This is a genomic window from Pantoea septica (assembly GCF_002095575.1).
Classification (GTDB): domain Bacteria; phylum Pseudomonadota; class Gammaproteobacteria; order Enterobacterales; family Enterobacteriaceae; genus Pantoea; species Pantoea septica.
This window is the reverse complement of record NZ_MLJJ01000012.1, coordinates 1-21573: the sequence shown is the minus strand read 5'-3', so window position 1 is coordinate 21573 and position 21573 is coordinate 1. Positions and strand designations below refer to the sequence as shown.

At 58.5% G+C, this 21573-nt stretch carries 20 protein-coding genes and 1 pseudogene; 13 read left to right on the top strand and 8 right to left on the bottom strand.

The genetic code is table 11. The features are described from left to right. Positions 1 to 33: 33 nt before the first annotated feature. The 5 genes from pgpB to yciH all read left to right on the top strand — a co-directional run bounded on the left by pgpB (position 34) and on the right by yciH (position 3656). A complete protein-coding gene (pgpB, locus tag HA46_RS08485; protein WP_033790328.1) occupies positions 34 to 798 on the top strand; it encodes a phosphatidylglycerophosphatase B in 765 nt (254 codons plus the stop codon). Between the two features lie 128 nt (positions 799 to 926). Then, positions 927 to 1235 (top strand): LapA family protein, encoded by a 309-nt coding sequence (locus HA46_RS08480; RefSeq protein ID WP_084883659.1) that lies wholly within the window; start codon positions 927 to 929, stop codon positions 1233 to 1235. Positions 1236 to 1241: 6 nt separating this feature from the next. Then, the gene (lapB, locus tag HA46_RS08475) at positions 1242 to 2411 is read left to right on the top strand and encodes a lipopolysaccharide assembly protein LapB (protein WP_033790325.1); all 1170 of its coding nucleotides are present in this window, start codon (positions 1242 to 1244) and stop codon (positions 2409 to 2411) included. 202 nt (positions 2412 to 2613) lie between these two features. Further along, the gene (gene pyrF / locus HA46_RS08470) at positions 2614 to 3336 is read left to right on the top strand and encodes an orotidine-5'-phosphate decarboxylase (RefSeq protein ID WP_208857407.1); all 723 of its coding nucleotides are present in this window, start codon (positions 2614 to 2616) and stop codon (positions 3334 to 3336) included. After that, complete coding sequence (gene yciH / locus HA46_RS08465; RefSeq protein ID WP_033790321.1) at positions 3333 to 3656, top strand: stress response translation initiation inhibitor YciH; 324 nt, start codon at positions 3333 to 3335, stop codon at positions 3654 to 3656. The genes pyrF and yciH overlap by 4 nt, the downstream gene beginning before the upstream one ends. An 83-nt stretch (positions 3657 to 3739) precedes the next feature. On the opposite strand, the gene osmB is transcribed toward yciH, so the two are convergent. Further along, positions 3740 to 3955: an osmotically-inducible lipoprotein OsmB gene (osmB, locus tag HA46_RS08460; RefSeq protein ID WP_033746828.1), complete on the bottom strand. Its 216-nt coding sequence runs from the start codon at positions 3953 to 3955 to the stop codon at positions 3740 to 3742. Positions 3956 to 4306: 351 nt separating this feature from the next. Here osmB and araD point away from each other — a divergent pair, with 351 nt between their 5' ends. The 3 genes from araD (at position 4307) to HA46_RS08445 (ending at position 7330) form a co-directional block, all read left to right on the top strand. After that, a complete protein-coding gene (gene araD / locus HA46_RS08455; protein WP_084883656.1) occupies positions 4307 to 5008 on the top strand; it encodes an L-ribulose-5-phosphate 4-epimerase in 702 nt (233 codons plus the stop codon). Between the two features lie 331 nt (positions 5009 to 5339). Continuing rightward, positions 5340 to 6323 carry a 2-keto-3-deoxygluconate transporter gene (kdgT, locus tag HA46_RS08450; protein WP_084883654.1) on the top strand — a complete coding sequence of 328 codons (984 nt, stop codon included), beginning with the start codon at positions 5340 to 5342 and terminating at the stop codon, positions 6321 to 6323. A gap of 140 nt (positions 6324 to 6463) precedes the next feature. Further along, positions 6464 to 7330, top strand: a complete 867-nt coding sequence (locus HA46_RS08445; RefSeq protein ID WP_033746837.1) for a crotonase/enoyl-CoA hydratase family protein — start codon at positions 6464 to 6466, stop codon at positions 7328 to 7330. Between the two features lie 12 nt (positions 7331 to 7342). On the opposite strand, the gene pdeR is transcribed toward HA46_RS08445, so the two are convergent. The 5 genes from pdeR to HA46_RS08420 all read right to left on the bottom strand — a co-directional run bounded on the left by pdeR (position 7343) and on the right by HA46_RS08420 (position 16373). Next, positions 7343 to 9328, bottom strand: a complete 1986-nt coding sequence (pdeR, locus tag HA46_RS08440) for a cyclic di-GMP phosphodiesterase (protein ID WP_033790314.1) — start codon at positions 9326 to 9328, stop codon at positions 7343 to 7345. 159 nt (positions 9329 to 9487) lie between these two features. Beyond that, complete coding sequence (locus HA46_RS08435; RefSeq protein ID WP_033790312.1) at positions 9488 to 9772, bottom strand: YbdD/YjiX family protein; 285 nt, start codon at positions 9770 to 9772, stop codon at positions 9488 to 9490. Beyond that, complete coding sequence (locus HA46_RS08430; RefSeq protein WP_084883651.1) at positions 9765 to 11831, bottom strand: carbon starvation CstA family protein; 2067 nt, start codon at positions 11829 to 11831, stop codon at positions 9765 to 9767. The genes HA46_RS08435 and HA46_RS08430 overlap by 8 nt, the downstream gene beginning before the upstream one ends. A 181-nt stretch (positions 11832 to 12012) precedes the next feature. Beyond that, positions 12013 to 13947, bottom strand: coding sequence for an exoribonuclease II (locus tag HA46_RS08425; RefSeq protein ID WP_084883649.1), 1935 nt, complete (start codon positions 13945 to 13947; stop codon positions 12013 to 12015). Between the two features lie 122 nt (positions 13948 to 14069). Continuing rightward, positions 14070 to 16373, bottom strand: coding sequence for an FdhF/YdeP family oxidoreductase (locus HA46_RS08420; RefSeq protein ID WP_084883646.1), 2304 nt, complete (start codon positions 16371 to 16373; stop codon positions 14070 to 14072). A gap of 251 nt (positions 16374 to 16624) precedes the next feature. On the opposite strand from HA46_RS08420, the gene HA46_RS08415 reads away from it, so the two are divergent. Beyond that, a complete protein-coding gene (locus tag HA46_RS08415; RefSeq protein WP_084883643.1) occupies positions 16625 to 18211 on the top strand; it encodes a PTS transporter subunit EIIC in 1587 nt (528 codons plus the stop codon). Between the two features lie 49 nt (positions 18212 to 18260). Then, positions 18261 to 18470, top strand: coding sequence for a hypothetical protein (locus HA46_RS08410; RefSeq protein ID WP_033746856.1), 210 nt, complete (start codon positions 18261 to 18263; stop codon positions 18468 to 18470). Between the two features lie 56 nt (positions 18471 to 18526). Here the strand turns inward: HA46_RS08410 and HA46_RS08405 are convergent, their stop codons facing one another. Then, positions 18527 to 18739, bottom strand: coding sequence for a hypothetical protein (locus tag HA46_RS08405; RefSeq protein WP_084883641.1), 213 nt, complete (start codon positions 18737 to 18739; stop codon positions 18527 to 18529). A 285-nt stretch (positions 18740 to 19024) separates the two neighbouring features. On the opposite strand from HA46_RS08405, the pseudogene HA46_RS08400 reads away from it, so the two are divergent. The 3 genes and pseudogenes from HA46_RS08400 to HA46_RS08395 all read left to right on the top strand — a co-directional run bounded on the left by HA46_RS08400 (position 19025) and on the right by HA46_RS08395 (position 21151). Further along, positions 19025 to 19237 (top strand): annotated as a pseudogene (locus HA46_RS08400) (cold shock domain-containing protein). 14 nt (positions 19238 to 19251) lie between these two features. Next, a complete protein-coding gene (gene ymcF / locus HA46_RS21300; protein WP_244269263.1) occupies positions 19252 to 19398 on the top strand; it encodes a cold shock small protein YmcF in 147 nt (48 codons plus the stop codon). A 511-nt stretch (positions 19399 to 19909) separates the two neighbouring features. Beyond that, entirely contained in the window at positions 19910 to 21151 is a 1242-nt protein-coding gene (locus tag HA46_RS08395; protein ID WP_084883638.1) for a tyrosine-type recombinase/integrase, read from the top strand. Here HA46_RS08395 and HA46_RS08390 read toward each other — a convergent pair. After that, positions 21134 to 21328, bottom strand: a complete 195-nt coding sequence (locus HA46_RS08390; RefSeq protein ID WP_084883636.1) for a MerR family transcriptional regulator — start codon at positions 21326 to 21328, stop codon at positions 21134 to 21136. The two genes, HA46_RS08395 and HA46_RS08390, sit on opposite strands and share 18 nt — an antisense overlap. Positions 21329 to 21573: the final 245 nt, after the last annotated feature.

The following is a 21573-nucleotide window of genomic DNA, read 5'->3' as shown; positions in this document are numbered from 1 at the left end:
GCGGCAAAATGAGGCCGTACCAGAGGAGAAAGGATGCTGCAGATTTTGCGTCGCACTACGGCAGGCATGTTGCTGCTGATGATCATTCCGCTCGTGGTCTGGGCGACAGGCTGGCGCTGGCAGCCGGGCGAAAGCGACGCGCTGCTGCGCGTCCTTTACTGGATGACTGAAACCGTTACGCGCCCCTGGGGCACCCTGACCAGTCTGTTGCTCAGCCTTTGGGTGCTCTGGTGCCTGCGCTTTCGCCTCAGGCCCGCGCTGCTGCTGCTGGTGATCATGAACGTCACCATTCTCACCGGGCAATACACCAAATCCTATATCAAGGATCAGGTTCAGGAGCCGCGCCCGTATGTCGTCTGGCTGGAACATAACCACGGCCTCGACGATCGCGAGTTTTACAGCATGACGCGCAAAGAGCGCGGTCAGCGCGTCGATCAGCTGCTCGCCAGCGACCAGATGCTGCCAGGCTGGCTGAAGCGACACTGGGCGTTTGAAACCGGCTTCGCTTTTCCTTCCGGCCATACGCTGTTCGCCGCCAGTTGGGCGCTGCTGGTGTTGAGCCTGCTCTGGCCGCGCCGCCGCTATGTCACTATTGCGGTAGTCGGCGTCTGGGCGGGCGCGGTAATGGCCAGCCGTTTGCTGCTGGGCATGCACTGGCCGGGCGATCTGGCGGTGGCGGTAGCGCTTTCCTGGCTGCTGGTCTCCCTGGCCACCTGGCTGGCGCAGCGCTTTTGCGGTCCGCTCACCTTGCCGCCGGAAGAGCGAAAGGAAGTGGCGCAGCGGGAAAACGGATTGTAATTCCGGACTTTATCCCCATATTATTGATTGCGTTCGCGTAAAAGCGATGCGCCTGGCGCTGCAGGGAGCAGCATTGTTGCCGCTTTTTTGGCATACTTCTACCGGATAACCTCACAACAGGATGCACTGTGAAATATTTGCTGATTTTCTTAGTGGTATTGGTCATTTTTATCATTTCCGTCACATTAGGCGCGCATAACGACCAGGTCATCACCTTCAATTATCTGCTGGCGCAGGGCGAATTCCGTATCTCTACGCTGCTGGCTGCGCTGTTCGGCGCGGGATTTATGCTGGGCTGGGCCATCTGCGGTCTCTTCTGGCTGCGCGTCCGCGTCTCGCTGGGGCATGCGCAGCGCAAAATCAAACGTATGCAGACGCAGCTGGATAAAAGCGCGCCGCCTGCCGCCTCATCGACCGTCGCCGCGGGTCGGGAATAGTCCTCCATGCATGAATTGCTGTTTCTGTTATTGCCCGTCGCCGCGGCTTACGGCTGGTATATGGGGCGACGCAGCGCGCAACAGGACAAGCAACAGGAAGCGAGTCGCCTGTCGCGGGATTACGTTGCAGGCGTTAACTTTCTGCTCTCCAACCAGCAGGACAAAGCGGTCGATCTCTTTCTCGATATGCTGAAAGAGGATAGCGGTACGGTGGAGGCTCACCTGACGCTGGGCAATCTGTTTCGCTCGCGAGGCGAGGTGGATCGCGCGATACGCATTCACCAGTCGCTGATGGAGAGCGCTTCGCTCAACTACGATCAGCGCCTGCTGGCTATCCAGCAGCTGGGCCGCGACTATATGGCCGCCGGGCTTTACGATCGCGCCGAAGATATGTTCAAGCAGCTGACGGATGAGACCGACTTCCGCATCAGCGCGCTGCAGCAGCTGCTGCTGATCCATCAGGCGACCAGCGACTGGCATCAGGCGATAGAGGTCGCCGAGCGGCTGGTGAAGCTGGGCAAGGATAAGCAGAAAGGTGAGATCGCCCACTTCTACTGCGAGCTGGCATTACAGGCGATGAGCAGCGACGATCTCGACCGCGCCATGAGCCTGCTGAAAAAGGGCGAGGCGGCCGATCGCCAGAGCGCGCGCGTGTCGATCATGATGGGGCGCATCCTGATCGAAAAAGGCGAGTATGCTAAAGCGATCGACCATCTGCAGCGCGTGCTGGATCAGGATAAAGAGCTGGTGAGCGAAACGCTGCCGATGCTGGAAACCTGCTACCAGCGCCTGAACCAGCCCGACGCCTGGGCGGCCTTTCTGCAGCGCTGCGTAGATGAGAACACCGGCGCGGCAGCCGAGCTCTATATGTCTGATATCCTTGAGCGTCATGAAGGGCCGGAAGCGGCGCAGCTCTATATCAATCGACAGCTGCAGCGCCATCCCACCATGCGCGTTTTCCATCGCCTGATGGACTTCCACCTGCACGAAGCGGAAGACGGGCGCGCCAAAGAGAGCCTGATGGTGCTGCGCGACATGGTCGGCGAGCAGATCCGCACCAAGCCGCGCTACCGCTGCCAGAAGTGCGGCTTCACCGCCCATGCGCTCTACTGGCACTGTCCTTCCTGCCGCACCTGGTCTTCGGTTAAACCGATTCGCGGACTCGACGGTCAATAGCCGACCGTCGCGCCGTTTTATGCCTTAATCTCTCTTAGTTACAACATACTAGAAAAACGATGTGAGCGTCTGCTCGGCAATGTGCAACTTGTCGCCATGCAGGCGGCGAGGGCGCCGCAAACGTTGTCCCTGGCGGAAGGCGCGGGTAGAATGCTTGCCGTTTGTCCCCTTTGCCTGTCGCCGTCAACTACGAGGAAATGCCATGCCTTTATCGTCAACCGTGACCGCGTCGCCCATTGTGGTGGCGCTCGACTATCACGAACTCAACAGCGCATTGCGTTTCGTCGACCAGATTGATCCGCAGAGCTGTCGCTTAAAAGTCGGCAAGGAGATGTTTACGCTGTTTGGGCCGGCGCTGGTGAAGGCGCTGCAGCAGCGCGGCTTCGAGGTCTTCCTCGACCTTAAATTTCACGATATCCCTAACACTACCGCCCATGCGGTTGCCGCGGCGGCCGATCTGGGCGTCTGGATGGTGAACGTGCACGCCAGCGGCGGCGCGCGCATGATGAACGCCGCGCGTGAAGCGCTGCTGCCGTTCGGAAAGGATGCGCCGCTGCTGATCGCCGTCACGGTGTTAACCAGCATGGACGCCGAGGATCTGCGCGGCCTCGGCATTACGCTGTCGCCCGCCGAACAGGCGGAGCGCCTGGCGAAGCTAACCCGCGAGTGCGGCCTCGACGGCGTGGTCTGCTCGGCCCATGAGGCTGCGCGTTTCAAAACCGCTATCGGCGCCGATTTTGCGCTGGTGACGCCGGGCATCCGCCCGGCAGGCAGCGACGCCGGCGATCAGCGCCGCATCATGACGCCGCAGCAGGCGCAGCAGGCGGGGGTAGACTATATGGTGATCGGGCGTCCGATTACCCAGTCGGCCGATCCCGCCGCCGCGCTGTCAGCTATTTTAACCTCGCTTAAGGAGTCCTCATGAGCCGCGACAATCCGCTGGTCTACTCGACCGACGTGGGCCGTATCGAGCAGCCGCAAGAGAAAGTCGAACGCCCGAAAGGCGATGGTATCGTGCGCATTCAGCGTCAGACCAGCGGCCGCAAAGGCAAAGGCGTTTGCCTGATTACCGGACTCGATCTCGACGACGACGCCCTGAATAAACTGGGCGCGGAGCTGAAGAAAAAATGCGGCTGCGGCGGGTCGGTGAAAGAGGGCGTTATCGAGATCCAGGGCGACAAACGCGATCTGCTTAAACAGCTGCTGGAAGCCAAAGGGCTGAAGGTAAAGCTGGCGGGAGGTTGAATAAAAATCGGGCTACGTCTGTAGCCCGATGGTTATGTTGATACGCTGTGTAGCCTTTTATTATTAAAACGGCTTTGCGGTCATTAATGGACCTGATGACCGATAACGCCGCCCACCGCCGCGCCGCCCAGCGTGCCGAGCGCGCTGCCGTGCGTTAACACTGAGCCACCAATTGCGCCGGCGCCGGCACCGATAGCGGTGTTACGATCGCGTTTTGACCAGTTTGAACAGCCGCTCAGCGCGACAACTAAAGTGGTAGCCAAAACAGCTGCGGTAATACGTTTCATGGTTGTTGTCATAAACTTCTCCTTGATTGTGCTCACAGAGGCAACACACTCAGTATAGGTGTTTTTTTCCTCTGTTCTTATATCTACCCGTATTACGCCATCGCTTCTTCCCTGAAGATGCCGATATGCCTTTCACTATGGACAATGTTGTCTCGGGCAGATAAATGCAGTCGGCAAACAGATCCGCCCATTGCATGAGTGAATTCTAAGCCTTATGCAAATTTTCCGAAGATGGAAGATTCCTAATTCGCGCCACAATTTTTATTTATCAGCCGTTTTCCGCCTCTTTTCCAGCCACTCTCTCCATAAGCTTTTTAGCCAGCGCCTGCACAATTCAGAGATCAATCTGAGCAGGAGAAAACAATGCTGGAACAACTCAAACAGCAGGTTCTGGAAGCGAACCTGGATTTGCCGCGCTACAACCTTGTGACCTTTACCTGGGGCAACGTTAGCGCGGTGGATCGCGAACAGGGTTTACTGGTGATCAAGCCTTCGGGCGTCAGCTACGCCAGCATGCAGCGCGACGATATGGTGGTGGTCGATCTCGCCAGCGGCGAGGTTGTCGAGGGAAACAAGCGTCCTTCATCCGATACCGCCACCCATCGCGCGCTCTATCTGGCCTGGCCGGAGGTGGGCGGCATCGTGCATACCCATTCGCGCCACGCCACCATATGGGCGCAGGCTGGCCGCGCGATCCCGGCCTGGGGCACCACGCACGCAGACGATTTTTATGGCGAAATCCCCTGTACCCGCGCCATGCGCGATGACGAAATTCAGCACGACTACGAGTGGAATACCGGCGGCGTGATTATCGAGACCTTCGCCCAGCGCGATCTCTCGCCCAGCGCCATCCCGGCGGTGCTGGTGAACTCTCACGGGCCGTTCGCCTGGGGACGCGACGCCCATGCGGCGGTGCACAGCGCAGTGGTACTGGAAGAGGTGGCTTATATGGGGCTGTTCAGCCCGCAGCTGCGCGCCGATCTGCCGCCCATCAATCAGACGCTGCTCGACCTGCACTATTTGCGCAAGCACGGCAAAAACGCCTGGTATGGCCAAAAAGAGTAATTCGCTGCGCCAGCGAGGTTAAGGATGACGCACGCATCAACACGCAGGCGTCATCACCGAAGGGTAAGGCGTTTCGCACTAAGGGAAACGACACTACTTTGCCTTCGGTTGATGCCGCCTGCGTGTATAGAGAACAACCGCTAATCCACTTAGCGGTTTCTCTGGTATGGCGACGCCGATCAAAATAACGAAACATACCGGCAGGTAAAAATAAAACAGCGTTTCATTTTTACGATGCGATCACTGTTTTCCCTCGCTGCCACCCGTACTTTGCTGTCACGCCCTCGGGCATAAAAACGCACCTCCCTCTGGACAGCAAAGGTGATCTGTTATGCATATCAAACGTGCTATCGATAAAATTCCTGGCGGCATGATGCTCATTCCGCTCTTTCTCGGCGCGCTTTGCCACACGCTGACGCCCGGGGCCGGCAAATACCTGGGCTCCTTCAGCAATGGCCTGATGACCGGGACGGTGCCGATCCTCGCCGTCTGGTTCTTCTGTATGGGCGCCTCTATCAAGCTGAGCGCCACCGGCGCGGTCCTGCGTAAGTCGGGCACGCTGGTAATCACTAAAATCGCGGTGGCCTGGCTCGTGGCGGCGATCGCGTCCCGCCTCGTGCCGGAGAACGGCGTCGAGGTCGGCATGTTCGCCGGGCTGTCGACGCTGGCGCTGGTGGCGGCGATGGATATGACCAACGGCGGCCTCTACGCCTCGATCATGCAGCAGTACGGCAGCAAAGAAGAGGCGGGCGCTTTTGTGCTGATGTCGCTGGAGTCAGGCCCGCTGATGACCATGGTCATCCTCGGCACGGCCGGCATCGCCTCTTTTGAACCGCACGTCTTCGTCGGCGCGGTCTTGCCGTTCCTGATCGGCTTTGGCCTCGGCAATCTGGATCCGGAACTGCGGGAGTTTTTCGGCAAAGCGGTGCACACGCTAATTCCCTTCTTCGCCTTCGCGCTGGGCAACACCATCGACCTCAGGGTGATCGCGCAAACTGGCCTGCTGGGCATTCTGCTGGGCGTGGCGGTTATCGTCATTACCGGCATTCCGCTGATTATCGCCGACCGGCTGATTGGCGGCGGCGACGGCACCGCGGGCATCGCCGCATCGAGCACGGCGGGCGCAGCGGTGGCAACGCCGGTGCTGATAGCGGAAATGCTGCCGCAGTTTAAACCGGTTGCGCCAGCCGCCACCGCGCTGGTGGCGACATCGGTGATTGTTACCTCCGTGCTGGTACCAGTGATAACTGCTGTCTATTCAAAACGCGTTAAGCGTTCTCGCGTTGCGGTTGGCCAGCGCGCGGCAATTAAGTAACCCCGCTTAAGCATCCCCGACCGCTAAGTCGGGGATATCTCTGGATTTTACTTTATAAATCAAACTCTCATTTGGTCTGGCCTCTCTCTGCATTACGCTGATGTGGCGTTTAACGCATCAAATAAACAGAGGATGAGACGATGACAGTAATTAACCAACCAACCTGCCGACTGTTCACCGAAGTGGGACAGACCACCCAGCTTGCCGCGTACTACGAAGAGGGCCGCCGCACCATGTGGATGATGCTGCGGGCGCAGCCGCGCCCCAGCTTCAACCATGAATTAATCGAGGAGATCATGAACCTGAGCTATGCGGCCCAGCGTTCCGGTCTGCCGATCGATTTCTGGGTCACCGGCTCGCTGGTGCCGCAGATGTTCAACGCGGGCGGCGATCTGCGCTTCTTCGTCGAGTGCATTCGCAACAACCGGCGCGAGGCGCTGCGCGCCTATGCGCGGGCCTGCGTCGACTGCATTCACTCGGCGGCGCGCGGCTTCGACACCGGCGCGGTCACCATTGCGATGATTGAAGGCAGCGCGTTAGGCGGCGGCTTCGAGGCTGCGCTGGCGCACCACTTTATCCTGGCGCAAAACAATGCGCGGCTCGGCTTCCCGGAGATCGCTTTCAACCTGTTCCCCGGTATGGGCGGCTACTCTTTAGTGGCGCGTCGGGCCGGAATGAAGCTGGCGGAAGAGCTGATATGCGAAGGGGAGTCGCACAGCGCCGAATGGTATGAGACGCGCGGCCTGGTGGATAAGGTGTTCCAGCCCGGCGAAAGCTACCGCTGCACGCGCACCTTTATCGATACGCTGCGGCCGAAGCTGAACGGCGTGCGCGCTATGTTGAAGGCGCGCCAGCGCGTTCTGCAACTCTCGCGCGCCGAGCTGATGGATATCACTGAGGACTGGGTCGATTATGCCTTTACGCTGGAACCGAAAGACATCGCCTATATGGAACGTCTGGTGCAGTTACAAAACCGCCATAGCGCATCCTTGCGTAAAGCGGGCTAATAACGCGGAGTTTTAAACGCGGGCAGGATGCTTAGCCAGCCAATGCCCGAACTGTTCTGCGGGCATTGGTTTTGCGTAGAAATAGCCCTGACGCCCGTCCACGCCGTTGAGGAGAACAAATTCTTCTTCCGCTTTCGTCTCAATGCCCTCGGCGATGACTTCCAGCGTCAGCGCCTTAGCGACGGCGACAATAGCGCGCACCAGCGACTGAGAGACCGGCTGCTCGTTAATATTGCGAATAAAACTTTGATCGAGCTTGATAGCGTTGATCGGCACGCGTGCCAGCTGCGACAGCGAAGAGTAGCCCGTGCCGAAATCGTCGAGATGCACCTGCGCGCCCAGCTCCTGGAACTGCTTCATCAGGGTCAGCGCCTGCGCTTCGTTTTCAATCAGGCAGCTTTCGGTCAGCTCGATATCGATCGGACACTCGGTCAGCCCGCTGTCCATCAGCGCCAGCTTAAGATCGCTGTAGATGCTCTGGTCGATCAGCTGCCGCGCCGAGACGTTGACCGCCACGCGTAGATGAATGCCTTCTTCGCGCCAGGCCAGAATCTGCCGCAGCACGGTCAGCATAACCCAGCGCCCGAGCGGCACAATCAGCCCCGACTCTTCGGCATAGGGAATAAAGTCGGCGGGCGAAACCATGCCGCGCTCCGGCGAATTCCAGCGCACCAGCGCTTCCGCGCTGCGCACCACGCCGTCGCTGTCGAGCTTCGGCTGATAGAACACCGTCAGGTGATCCTGATCGAGCGCCTTGCGCAGGTTGGTGTCGAGCCAGAGATACTCAAATACGCGCTGATTCATTTCAGCGGCGAAGACGCAGAACTTGCCGCGCCCGTTCTCTTTGGCGTGATACATCGCGGTATCGGCGTTGCGAATCAGGCTCTCGCGATCTTCGCCGTGCAGCGGCGCCAGCGCGATGCCGATAGAGCAGCCGCTGTAGACCTCAATCAGGCCGATGCGAAAGGGCTGGCGCAGGCGCTCGAGAATGCGCGACGCCATCGCCTCCAGCGCCGCCTGGCTGGTATGCTCCGCCAGCACCACGAACTCGTCGCCGCCGAGGCGCGCCAGCGTCTGGTCTTTCCCCAGACAGCTAAGGATCGCCAGCGACACCGCCTGCAGCAGCTGATCGCCGAACATATGGCCGTAGGCGTCGTTCACCTTCTTGAAATTATCGAGATCGAGGTAGACCACGCCGGTCTCATCCTCTTTCGCCAGCTCCAGCGCCAGGCTAATTTGCTGGTGGATCGCGTTGCGATTAGGCAAACCGGTCACGGTATCGGTGTTCGCCATCACCCGCAGGCGCTCCTGAGCCCGTCGCTCCTCGGTTATGTCCGTTCCGGAACAGATGAGGAAAATTTCATTTTTCCCGCTACCGCTGTGAACGAACTTATTACGAAACAGAAAGAGTCGCTGGCCCTTACGGGTCTTCACCCAGCGTTCCACCTCATAGGAATTGCCGTCGCGAAAGAAACCGGCGATGTTGCGGCGCGAGGCGGCCGCTTCCTGTTTGGTCATAAACAGCTGGAAAACGTTGCGGCCGATCACCTCGTGCTCGTTGAGGCCGGTGTACTCCTCGCTGAGGCGGTTGAAGCGCTGAATATTGCCGCGCTGATCGACAATCACGATCACCGAGTTGGCTTCTGAGACCACCTGTTCGGCAAACGAAAGCCCCAGCGTCAGGTCGCGCGCGACGGCGGAGGTATCGCCCCACGCGGAGGCGGTGCCGGCCCAGCTCGACTGGTTTACCTTGCGGCCGACGAAATGCATCGGCACCGGCGTGCCGTGCAGCGGCAGCGTCAGGTTCACGCTGGAGGTGATCACCGGCATGGCGCGCAACAGGCTGGCCTGCGCGGGCGTCAGCGCAACGGCGATGTTGGTGTGCGCGTTTTCATCCTCTGCAAAATGCAGGGCGTCGCTGTCGGTGGTCAGGCGCCAATGAGGGCTGGTCGTGCCAAACAAGGTATACAGCAACGTTTGCCCTTGTTCATCGGTCATGGAAAGGTCCTCCGGGGGAGTGCTCTACTGGCGTTATCTCATTATTTTATCAACAGTATTCGGCATCTCACTTCAGCACAAGATGCCAGCCAAATATATTTTCCGGTCTGATAAAGAATGGCACAAAAAAGCCCCGCGTCGCGGGGCCGATTTGCCTGCTTAACAAGGACATTTTCCCAGCTTGCCTGCCTGACTGGGGAACCGGGCATCAAGACAGTAACGATGAAAATCGCGCTCGCTCATCGGGGTCAGGTCCGGGTGTTGACGCTGCATATGCTGAAGATAATTTTGATAATCCTGCACGCCCACCATCAGACGAAAACTTTGCTGCACGCCGCGCCACAGCGTTCGCCAGCTAAAGCGCCTGGGGGCGTCGAGCGGGCGGCAGCGGGTAATGGTGTCGAGGCGCGCCGGACGGACGGCGCGGCGAATCGCATCAGACATGATGAACCTCCTTACGCAGCGACGGCTCCGCTTCGTGCGTGGTCGGCACGTTGCTGCGCAGGGCGCGGCGGATCACGAAGAAGGCGGCGATCAGCATGGTGACCGCCACCAGCATAAAGAAGCCGCACAGCACGGCGTTAATCTGGTTGCTGAACACGATGGTTTGCATATCCGCCACGCTCTTCGCCGGGGCGATAATCACGCCTTCGTCGATGCCTTTGCGGAACTTGTTCGCCTGCGCCAGAAAACCGATAGAGGGCTTCTCATGGAAAATCTTCTGCCAGCCCGCCGTCATCGAGGTGATAAACAGCCAGACGGTCGGCAGAATCGTCACCCAGGCGTAGCGCTGCTTCTTCATCTTAAACAGCACCACGGTGCCGAGGATCAGCGCCATCGAGGCGAGCATCTGGTTGCCGATGCCGAACAGCGGCCACAGGGTATTGATGCCGCCCAGCGGATCGACGACGCCCTGATAGACGAAAAAGCCCCAGCCGGCGACCGCGACCGCCGTGCCCGCCATATTGCCCGCCCAGGAGCGGTTATTCGCCAGTGACGGCACCACGGTGCCGACCAGGTCCTGCACCATAAAGCGACAGGCGCGCGTGCCGGCGTCCACGGCGGTCAGAATAAACAGCGCTTCGAACAGGATAGCGAAGTGATACCAGAAGGCCATCATCGCGCGGCTGTTGAAGACGTCGGTGATGATATGCGCCATGCCCACTGCGAAGGTCGGCGCGCCGCCCGCCCGCGACAGCACCGAAGCCTCGCCGACGTCGCGCGCGATGCCCGAGAGCATCTCCGGCGTCACCACGAAGCCCCAGCCGTTAATCACCTGCGAGGCGCTCTCTACCGTCGTGCCGATCAGCGCCGCAGGGGAGTTCATAGCGAAGTAGACGCCGGGATCGATAACCGACGCGCAGATCAGCGCCATGATGGCGACGAAAGACTCCATCAGCATCGCGCCGTAGCCGATAAAGCGGATATGGCTCTCACGCTCCACCAGCTTCGGCGTGGTGCCGCTGGAGACCAGCGCATGGAATCCGGAAATGGCGCCGCAGGCGATGGTGATGAACAGGAACGGGAAAAGCTGGCCAGAGAAGACCGGGCCGCTGCCGTCGATAAAGCGCGTCACCGCCGGCATCTTCATCTCCGGCATAGCGAACAGGATGCCGACCGCCAGCCCGACGATCACGCCGATTTTCAGGAAGGTGGAGAGATAGTCGCGCGGGGCCAGCAGCAGCCAGACCGGCAGCACCGAGGCGACGAAGCCGTAGATCACCAGCACCCAGGTCAGCGAGGTGCCTTTCAGGGTAAAGAAGGGGCCCCAGTAAGGATCCTGCGCCACGTTGCCGCCGTAGATAATTGCCGCCATCATCAGCACAAAGCCGATCAGCGACACCTCCGCGATCTTGCCGGGACGGATAAAGCGCATATAGACGCCCATCAGCAGCGCAATCGGAATGGTCGCGGCGATGGTAAAGAGTCCCCAGGGCGAGTTGGCCAGCGCTTTCACCACCACCAGCGCCAGCGCGGAGAGGATGATGATCATCACGCCGAGCGCGCCGAGCATGGTAATCACGCCGGCAAAGGCGCCCAGCTCCTGGCGCGCCATTTCGCCCAGCGAGCGGCCGTCGCGGCGGGTAGAGATAAACAGCACGAGGAAATCCTGCACCGCGCCCGCCAGCATTACGCCGACGAGGATCCAGATGGTGCCGGGCAGAAAGCCCATCTGCGCCGCCAGAATCGGCCCGACCAGCGGCCCGGCGCCGGCGATAGCGGCGAAGTGATGGCCGAACAGCACCCATTTATTGGTCGGTACATAGTCGAGGCCGTCGTTGAAGCGCTCGGCGGGCGTACGGCGGCGATCGTCCAGCTCGAAAATATTGCGGGCGATAAACAGGCTGTAAAAGCGATAGGCGATGCTGTAGCAGGCGACGGCAGCCACCACCAGCCAGACGGCGTTAACGTGCTCGCCGCGGTTTAACGCCAGCATGGCGAATGCGCCTGCGCCGACTAACGCCACCGCTAACCAGATGGCGCTGGTTTTGACGTTCTTCATGACCTCACTCCTTGTATGAACCGAAAGGGACGTTCAAAGACAACGAGTCAAAGGTAATGTAATGGAATGTAAGTGAAAGTTAATGTGTCGAGAAGTGTGAAGCGGGGAACAAATTTAACATTTGTGTAAAGAGAGAAGTGAAAATGCGGGATAACAGCGATTATCCCGCATCTTTTCATGCTCAGACGGCCGGGCGGGCCACCACGCTGCGCGTTTCCATGCGCACTTCGGCGATGGTCACGTCGATCACGTCGGTCACGCGGAAGGCGACTTCGCCTTTGATCTGCACGGTGCCGTTCTCCTGGCTACACACCAGTTCGTCGCGCACCGCGTGGATTAAGGGCGCCGGAATAAAGGCGACCGCGCCGTTCTCCAGCAGGCGCACGCGCATGCCGCCGCGCGAGACGTCGATAATCTCGGCGCTGAACTTGCGGTCGGTGCCGGCGTGCGGCGCCAGCCAGCGCGCGTAGAGCCAGTCGCCAACGTCGCGCTCCGCCATACGGTTCAGGCGACGACGCTCGCCCATGGTCGTCGTCAGCGCCTCATCCGGACGCGCACCTTGCTCACCGCGGATAATCGCTTTCAGCAGACGATGGTTGATCATGTCGCCCGATTTACGGATCGGCGAGGTCCAGGTGGCGTACGCCTCCAGGCCCAGGCCGAAATGGGGACCCGGCTCGGTGCTGATCTCGGCGAAAGACTGGAAGCGACGGATGCGGCTGTCGAGGTACTGCGTCGGCTGCGCGTCGAGCTGACGGCGCAGCTGGCGGAAACCTTCCAGCGTGGTGATGGCGGCGGCGTCGACGTTGACGCCGTGGCTGGCCAGCACGGCGGCGGCCTGCTCGGCGTTGGTGGCGTCGAAGCCGGTGTGCACGTTATAGACGCCGAAGCCCAGCTTCTCGCGCAGCACCTTACCGGCGCAGACGTTGGCGAGGATCATCGCCTCTTCCACCATGCGGTTGGCGATGCGGCGCGGCTCGGCGACGATATCCAGCACTTCGCCTTTCTCGCCGAGAACAAAGCGGTAATCCGGACGATCTTTAAACACCAGCGCATGGTTCTGACGCCATTCGCTGCGCGCCAGGCAGATGCGGTGCAGCAGACGGATCTGCTGGGCGATCGCCTCGCTCTGCGGCTGCCATTCGCCGCTGTTCTCCAGCCAGTCGGACACCTGGTCATAGACCAGCTTGGCTTTCGATTCGATCCAGGCGGCGAAGAAGTGCACGTCGTCGCCCAGCGAGCCATCCTGCGCCACGGTGACGCGGCAGGCCAGCGCCGGGCGGCGCACGTTGGGACGCAGCGAACAGACGTCGTCGGAGAGTTCGCGCGGCAGCATCGGGATATTGAAGCCCGGCAGATAGTTGGTGAAGGCGCGCTGCGCCGCCAGCTTGTCCAGCTCGCTGCCTTCCGGCACGTAGGCGGTGGGATCGGCGATAGCGATAGTCAGACGCAGCGTGCCGTCGGCGTTCTCTTCGACGTAGAGCGCATCATCCATATCTTCGGTGCTGGCGCTGTCGATGGTGACGAAGTCGAGCGCGGTAAGATCCTCGCGCGTCAGCTGTTCGTCCACCATCTCGCCAAAGCCGACCTGCGGCGCTTCGCGCTCCAGGTTATGGCGCGACAGGGTAACCCACCACGGCGCCAGATGATCGTCGGCTTTAACGATAAATTCGGTCAGTTCGGCGTAGAAACCGCGGTCGCCTTTCAGCGGATGGCGGCGCATTTCGGCAACGGCCCAGTCGCCCGCCTGGAAATCATGGCTCAGGCCACGCACCGCACGGCAGGGGATCGCGTCTTTTAACAGCGGATGGTCCGGAACGATGGAAAGACGGTCGTCTTTCTTCTGCACGCGGCCGACAAAGCGGCTGAGAAAGGGTTCGATCAGCGTTTCAGGCTCGGCGCTTTCACGATCTTTGTCGCTGTGGATGATGGCGGATACCCGGTCGCCGTGCATGACTTTCTTCATCTGCGGCGGCGGAATGAAATAGCTTTTCTGCGCGTCGACTTCAAGGAAGCCGAAACCTTTTTCGGTGCCTTTAACGACACCTTCTGCGCGGGGAGTCTGCGCGTGGAGCTTCTCTTTAAGCTGCGCGAGCAGCGGATTATCCTGGAACATAGTCAGTTTAGTTTCGTGGCCTAAGAGCGGCTGCTAGTTTTACGCGAATCAGGGGCGCGCGGCAAGGCAAAAGAGGGTAAAAAAGCCGGATTAACCGGCTTTTTACTAAGGAAACTCTGCGCTTACGCGATGCGCTGAGTCGGCAGAGAAACCGACAGTTCCAGCTTCACCGGAACCGATTTGGACGTCGGCGTGCCGCTGATGTCGCCGAAGCTGTTAAGCGGAACCAGCGGGTTGGTTTCCGGATAATAGGCCGCGAGGTTGCCGCGCGGAATATTGTAGGGCACCAGTTTAAAACCGCTGACGCGACGCGAGATATTGTCGTTCCACAGGGTTTCGATATCCACCAGCTGACCTTCCGTAAAGCCGAGGGCCTGCATATCTTCCGGGTTGATAAACACCACTTCGCGCTGGCCGTAAACGCCGCGGTAACGGTCGTCGAGGCCGTAGATCGTGGTGTTGTACTGGTCATGCGAACGCAGGGTCTGCAGCGTGAAAGGCACTTCGGCCACGTCCAGCGGGAAGAGCGAGGCGGGCAGCGCCGCGCTGCTGAATTCCGCTTTCTGCGTCGGGGTGTTGAAGCGCAGATCCGCCGCCGCGTTGCCAAGGTAGAAGCCGCCCGGCTGGTCGCACTTCTCGTTGAAGTCGGCGAAGCCCGGAATGGTGGCGGCGATATGGTCGCGGATCAGGTTGTAGTCGGCGGCCAGCTTCAGCCACTGCACCTTCTCGTCGCCCAGCACCGCGTGGGCGATGCCCGCCACGATAGCGGTTTCAGAGCGCTGCGTCTCCGCCAGCGGAATGCCGATGCCTTCGGAGGCGTGCACCATGCTGAAGGAGTCTTCTACGGTGATGAACTGGTTGCCGGTCGCCTGGGTGTCGCGCTCGGTGCGGCCCAGCGTCGGCAGGATCAGGCTCTCCGCGCCCGGCACCAGATGGCTGCGGTTGAGCTTGGTGCTGATATGCACCGTCAGGCCGCAGCGCTGCAGCGCCTCTTCGGTGCGCGGGGAGTCGGGCGCCGCCGCGGCGAGGTTGCCGCCCAGCGCGATCAGCACTTTGATCTCGTCGCGCAGCATGGCGTTCAGCGCTTCAACGGTGTTGTGGCCGTGCTCGCGCGGCGGCTCGAAGCCGAAGTGGCTGCCGAGCGCGTCGAGGAACGCTTTGCTCGGCTTCTCGTCGATGCCCATGGTGCGGTTGCCCTGCACGTTGCTGTGGCCGCGCACCGGGCAGAGGCCTGCGCCTTTCTTGCCGAGCTGGCCGAACAGCAGCTGCAGGTTCACGATTTCGCGTACCGTGTCCACCGAGTGTTTGTGCTGAGTGATGCCCATCGCCCAGGTGACGATAACGCGATCTGCGCTCTGGTAGATGGCCGCAGCTTCGCGGATCTGCGCTTCGCTCAGGCCGGACTGCTGCACGATCTGCATCCAGTCGGTGTTGTCGACCGCGTCGAAATAGGCTTCCACGCCGTGCGTGGTGGCGTTGATAAAGGTTTCGTCGAACAGGCCTTTCGCGTCGGCCGCCACGCGCGCGCGATGGGTTTCCAGCAGCGCTTTCACCATGCCGCGTACCGCCGCCATATCGCCGCCGAGATTCGGCTGGTAATAGGCGGAGCTGATGGTGCCCGCTTTAGAGGTGACCACTTCCAGCGGCTTTTGCGGATCGGCGAAACGCTCAAGTCCGCGCTCGCGCAGGGTATTGAAGGTGACGATCTTCGCGCCGTGATCGGCGGCGTGACGCAGGCTGTGCAGCATACGCGGATGGTTGGTGCCCGGGTTCTGGCCGAAAACGAAGATCGCGTCGGCATGGTCGAAATCGTCGAGGCGGATGGTGCCTTTGCCGACGCCGATGCTGCGCTTCAGACCGGCGCCGCTCGCTTCGTGGCACATATTGGAGCAGTCCGGGAAGTTATTGGTGCCCGCCAGGCGGCCGAACAGCTGATAGAGCCAGGAGGCTTCGTTGCTGGCGCGGCCCGAGGTGTAGAGCTCCATCTGGTTCGGGTTGTCCATCGCCTTGATATGCTGCGCGATCAGCGCAAAGGCGTCGTCCCAGCTCACCGGCTCGTAGTGATCGGTTTCGGCGTTATAACGCATCGGGTGGGTCAGGCGGCCCTGATACTCCAGGAAGTAGTCGCTCTGCGCATAAAGTTTGGTGACGCTGTGCTGGGCGAAGAAATCGGTGTCGACCACGCGACGCGTCGCTTCCCAGGTCACCGCTTTGGCGCCGTTTTCACAGAAACTGAAGGTGCTTTTATTGTCGTCGCCCCAGGCGCAGCCCGGGCAGTCGAAGCCGCGCGCTTTGTTCATGCGCATCAGGTTGCGCATATTTTTCAGCGCAGCTTTGCTGTCTAAAACGAAACGGGTGGTGGCTTCCAGCGATCCCCAGCCGCCCGCAGCGGCGCGGTAAGGCTTAATTTTGCGTTTGAATTTCATGGTGAGTGCAGGCTTATGTTTTTTTGTAGGAAGTTTGTTATCAGGATATATCCTGACGGTGAGGGAAGTGTGCGACTGCAATCATAAGTTGTCTAATTGATTGACTTAATGGTGCGATAGCCGCCGTTTATCGTGCCGCCTATAAAATTGTGATGCTGTTCAAATTTTACTCTCTGGCAACCTGCTGATAACGGGAGTTACTGGCGCATCGGGTCAATACTTGCCTCTTCATCTCTTAAGGGGCGCACTCCATGAAACAGCTCACCAGCCAGATCCATGCGTTTGGCAAAGCGTTGATGATGCCGATCTCGGTGATTGCGGCAGCGGGTATCTTTCTTGGCCTCGCCGCCGCGATGCAGAACCCGGCGATTACCGGCGACGCCTTTGCCCAGATGCAGGTGCCGCAGCTGATTATCGGTTTCATCCGCAAAGTGGCGGGCGCGCTCTTCGCCAACCTGCCGGTATTCTTCGCCGTGGCGAGCGCCATCGGCCTGGCGAAGGCGGAAAAGCCGACGGCGGCCTTCGCCGCGGTAATCGGCTACATCACCATGAACGTCGGCATCAGCGCCACGCTGGCGGCAAAGGGGCTGACGGCGGCGACCACTACGCCGGCCGCGCTACAGCAGGCGGGCATGGACCAGACCACGGCGATGATGACCTCGGCGGAATATATCCAGATGCTGGGCATCTTCACCTACAACATGAGCGTGCTGGGCGGCGTGATTGCCGGGCTGCTGACGGTACTGCTGCACAACCGCTTCTATACCCAGCAGCTGCCGACCGCCATCAGCTTTTTCGGCGGGCGCCGCTTCGTGCCAATCGTCACCGTGGTTGTTCTGCCGCTAGTGGGCGTGCTGCTGGCGCTGATCTGGCCGACGCTGGGCGCGGGCATCGCCTGGGTAGGGGAGATGATCGGTAAAAGCGGACAGTACGGCGCGTTTCTGCTCGGCACGGCGGAGCGCATTTTGATCCCTACCGGGCTGCACCACATCCTCAATGAAACCGTGCGCTTTACCCCGATTGGCGGCATCGCCATTGTCGACGGGCAAACGCTGGTGGGAGCACTCAATATTTTCAACGCGTCGCTGACCCATCCCGGCTCGGTGCCTGACGACGCGCTGCGCAACGCTACCCAGTTTCTCGCTCAGGGCAAAATTCCGGTGATGATGTTCGGCCTGCCGGCCGCCGCGCTGGCTATCTATCACACCGCGCGCCCTGAACATAAGCAGCGGGTCAAGGCGCTGATGATGGCGGGCGCGCTGACCTCTTTCACTACCGGCATCACCGAGCCGCTGGAGTTCTGCTTTATTTTCGTGTCGCCGGTGCTCTATCTGCTGCACGCGCTGCTGACCGGTCTCTCTTTTATGCTGATGTCGATGCTGCACCTGATGATCGGCAACGTGCAGGGCGGCGTGATCGATCTGGTGGTGTTCGGCATGCTTGGCGGCAGCAAAACGCACTGGTGGTGGACGCTGGCGCTTGGCGTGGTCTATGCGCCGCTCTACTACTATGCATTCCGCTTTATTATCACCCGCATGGGCGTCGAGACGCCGGGACGCGAATCAGAAGATGAAAAGCCGCAGCAGGTGGCGGCGGACGAGCGCACGAAGGTGATTATCAGCGGCCTGGGCGGGCAGGCGAACATTGAGGATGTCGACTGCTGCTTTACCCGTCTGCGCGTCAGAGTGAAAGATATGAAAGAGGTGGTGGATCAGACGCTGCTCACGACCGGCGCCAACGGCATCAACCGCGTCAGCGAGCACGATATTCAGGTTATCTATGGTCCGCAGGTCGAGAAGATCGCCAACGAGGTCAAAAGCGCGCTCGGCGTGGCCTGAAGGATTTACGTCTACACTTATCAGACTGGAAGCGAACGAGGAGACGGAAATGTTTAAACATAAAACCAACGAAGAACGTAAACAGGAAGGGGACGTCAGCAAGAGCGCTCCCGAGAGCACGCCGCACGTTCACAACGCCTATGAAGAGGACGATCATCCGGCGACCGATGCGCCTGCTGAACACGGCGAGATTCCGCGTACCCGTGACGATCATAATGATGACACGAAAGATCCCTACGAGGACCGCGAAAAGAAATAGCACCACGGCGCATTCCCACCTTGCTGAATCGGTAAGTAAAGGTGGGAATCACGCCATCACGACTGAAGAGTGAACTGCCAGGAACCGATCGCTTTGCGCTCAAGCACCATGATCTTTTCTTTGCCGTCGATGACCACGAAATATTGCTCTTTGACCTTCAGGCGCTTAGGAAAATTTTCGTTTCCTTCATAGCGAACCGTGACTTTATTACCAAAGATCTCCACCTCTGCGCTGATATCGAACTGCGGAAGATAAATTTTATTTTTCACCTCTTTCTCCTTCTTATATCTAATTCATATTCTTAGCCGCGCTCAGCGCGCCGTAAAGAGTGTAACAGCAAAATTCTTTTTTACTTGCTTGCAATGGCTGCCAATGCGTGCGTAAATGAACGCCTGGTCTGATAAGCAGACAACCACATCCTCTGTTTTTGTCGTCTCTCTCATTTACGTTAGCGCCGCGCTTAAGCCTCTCTTTTTTGAGTTTTATCTCAATCTTACCGATGTGCCTCTGCAATTGAGCTATCATTATTTACAGGCTTAAAGTAAAGAGAACTTATGCCTGATAACATGCTCGGCACGGTTAAAGGGTTTAACGCAGAAAAAGGCTTCGGCTTTATTTCGCCTGATGAGGGCGGCAAGGATGTGTTCGTGCACTTTTCTGCTATCTAAGGCAATGACTTCCGCACTCTCGTTGAGGGGCAGAAGGTAGAATTCACTATGCAGCATGGTCCAAAAGGTCCATCGACTGCCAACGTCACAGGACGCTAAAAATTATTTCAGTTATGATGTCTCTTCGCTGCCCGCACTGTCAGGGCTCGCAATACCGCCGCTCCGTTTATGACGTTAACGTCAAAAACCCGCTTGGCGCTAAATGTATTTTTTGTAAATCGGCTATGATTCAAATAAAACCGCAACCCATCGCTGCCTGATTTTCTTTTTGTTCATCCGAATTACTCTACTTATTCAAGGTCGCCATCGGGCGGCCTTTTCACGTTTTGAACTAAACGATTTGGCCACCGATTAAAAAGCGGGCTGGTTGGTGAGTGGTAAGAATAATCCTGGTCAACAGCATTGACATCGCCAGCAAGGTACCCGAAGATCTTCTTCAGGATGAATCACTTTTAAGTGGGTACAGGGAAAAGCGCAACATAATATTCCTCCACAAAGTTATGCTTTTATGTCATTGACAGGTAAAGAAAATAGACATTAAACAATTAATTTACCTCTGTAATCATGGAGCCGATAACAATTAATCCCTCGCAATCCCCGCTAATCCCTGAAGCCCGCGCGGCACAACCATCCAGCGACTGATTTCTATCCTCCATCATCATTCTGCATCCTTAAAAGTCACATCTGAACCCGCCAAAATCTGTACATGTGTTAGTACATAAAATCGGTTACTCTTCAAAGCCACGCATTTTATGTACTAACGGTGATGGCATGGCGCTCACAGATAGCTACCTCCGCTCAGTTCTGGGCAAAGAGCATGAAAAGGTATTCGAGAAAACCGATCGCGATGGTCTCTCTATCCGCGTGTCCAAGAAGGGGAAGATAGTCTTCCAGATGCGTTACATGTTCGCTGGCAAGCAGCGGCGCGCTGATGTAGGCAGTTACCCGGCTCTGGGGCTGAAAGAGGCTCGTGATGAGCTGCTAAAAATCAGGCGGGCACTTGAGGAAGGTATAGACCCTCAAATGTACCTGGCTTCGCGGTACGAGAAGAACGTCAACGCCATGACAGTTGAAAATGTTATCCGCGAGTGGGATCGGGTTTATGCTCAGGCCAATATTAAAGGCGCGCCGGGGATTATTCGCTCGTTTGAGATCCACGTCTTCCCCAAGATAGGCCATCTTCCACACGATTCTGTCAGTACTCATGCCTGGATAGAATTAATAGAATGCGTACAGAAGAAGGTGCCAGGCATTGCCAGACGCATTCTTACTTCCACGAAGCAGGCCCATGCGTGGGCAATGCGTCGCAAAATCGTAGAGACTGTACCGGTAGAAAGCCTGAAGGCGCACGACCTTGGCATGAAGGTAAACGTCACTAAGCGCGTGCTGACTGATGATGAAATCAGAGTCCTGTATGAGGCTTTTGATAAAACCTCAATGCGCCGGAAAAACGTGTTGCTGATGCAGCTTGTGCTGCTGTTCGGTTGCCGATCGGGTGAGATGATCCAAAGCAAAAGAGCGCATTTTGATTTTGACGAGGGGGTCTGGACGGTTCCGCCTGAGAACCATAAGACCGGTAACAAAGGAAAGCCAATCAGGCGCCCAGTAATCCCTGCTGCGAGAGAAATGCTGGAAGAGGTAATGGCGCTCAGTGAGCATCCTGAATACCTGTTTCAAAGCGCACTTGTTAAAGATAAGGGAAGGGCACTGAATAGCGCTTCCGCGCTCGGGCTGCCTAAAACCATCATTCATTATTACCAGCGAACCAGAGGGGAGATCATGCCTCACTGGTCGATGCACGACCTGAGGCGTACGGCGAGGACGCGGTGGTCATCAATAGCGCCACCGCATGTGTGTGAGGTGATGATGGGGCATACACTGCCGGGAGTCTGGGCGGTGTATGACCACAACGACTATTTAGATGAGCAAAGGAAGGCATACACAGCCTGGTGGGCAATAGTGATGAGAATAGTGAACGGCGAGAGTAACGTGAGATCAATCGTCACCATGTAGCTTGCCAAAGCTTTCAATATCGCGCCTCAGGAACAGGCCGTGATGCGCTGGGTCAGGGAAGCCGCACATACGCTTCTGACCTGTTTTGCGATCGCGACTGTTCCAGTTGCGGATGGTTTTTACTGAGCGTCGGAAAAATGCCGCAGTCTCTTCAAACGTCATATATGGCGATTCCATATCTACTCCTTATCCGGCCAGTACCAGGCCACGGCTAAGCAAATAAAAATGGCGAGCCATGTAAGGAACTCGCCGGGGGAGATGTCGCTGATGGTGTTCATATCTAACCTGCATTAAAGGAGCCAAGGCAGACACAAGCATCCATAGGCTTTAATTCCTCTGTTACGGTAGCTCCCACATCAAAGTTTGAGTCATGTTGGTATGACCCTCGTGCTGCTTCCTTTGCAATAATCAGGGCCTCATCG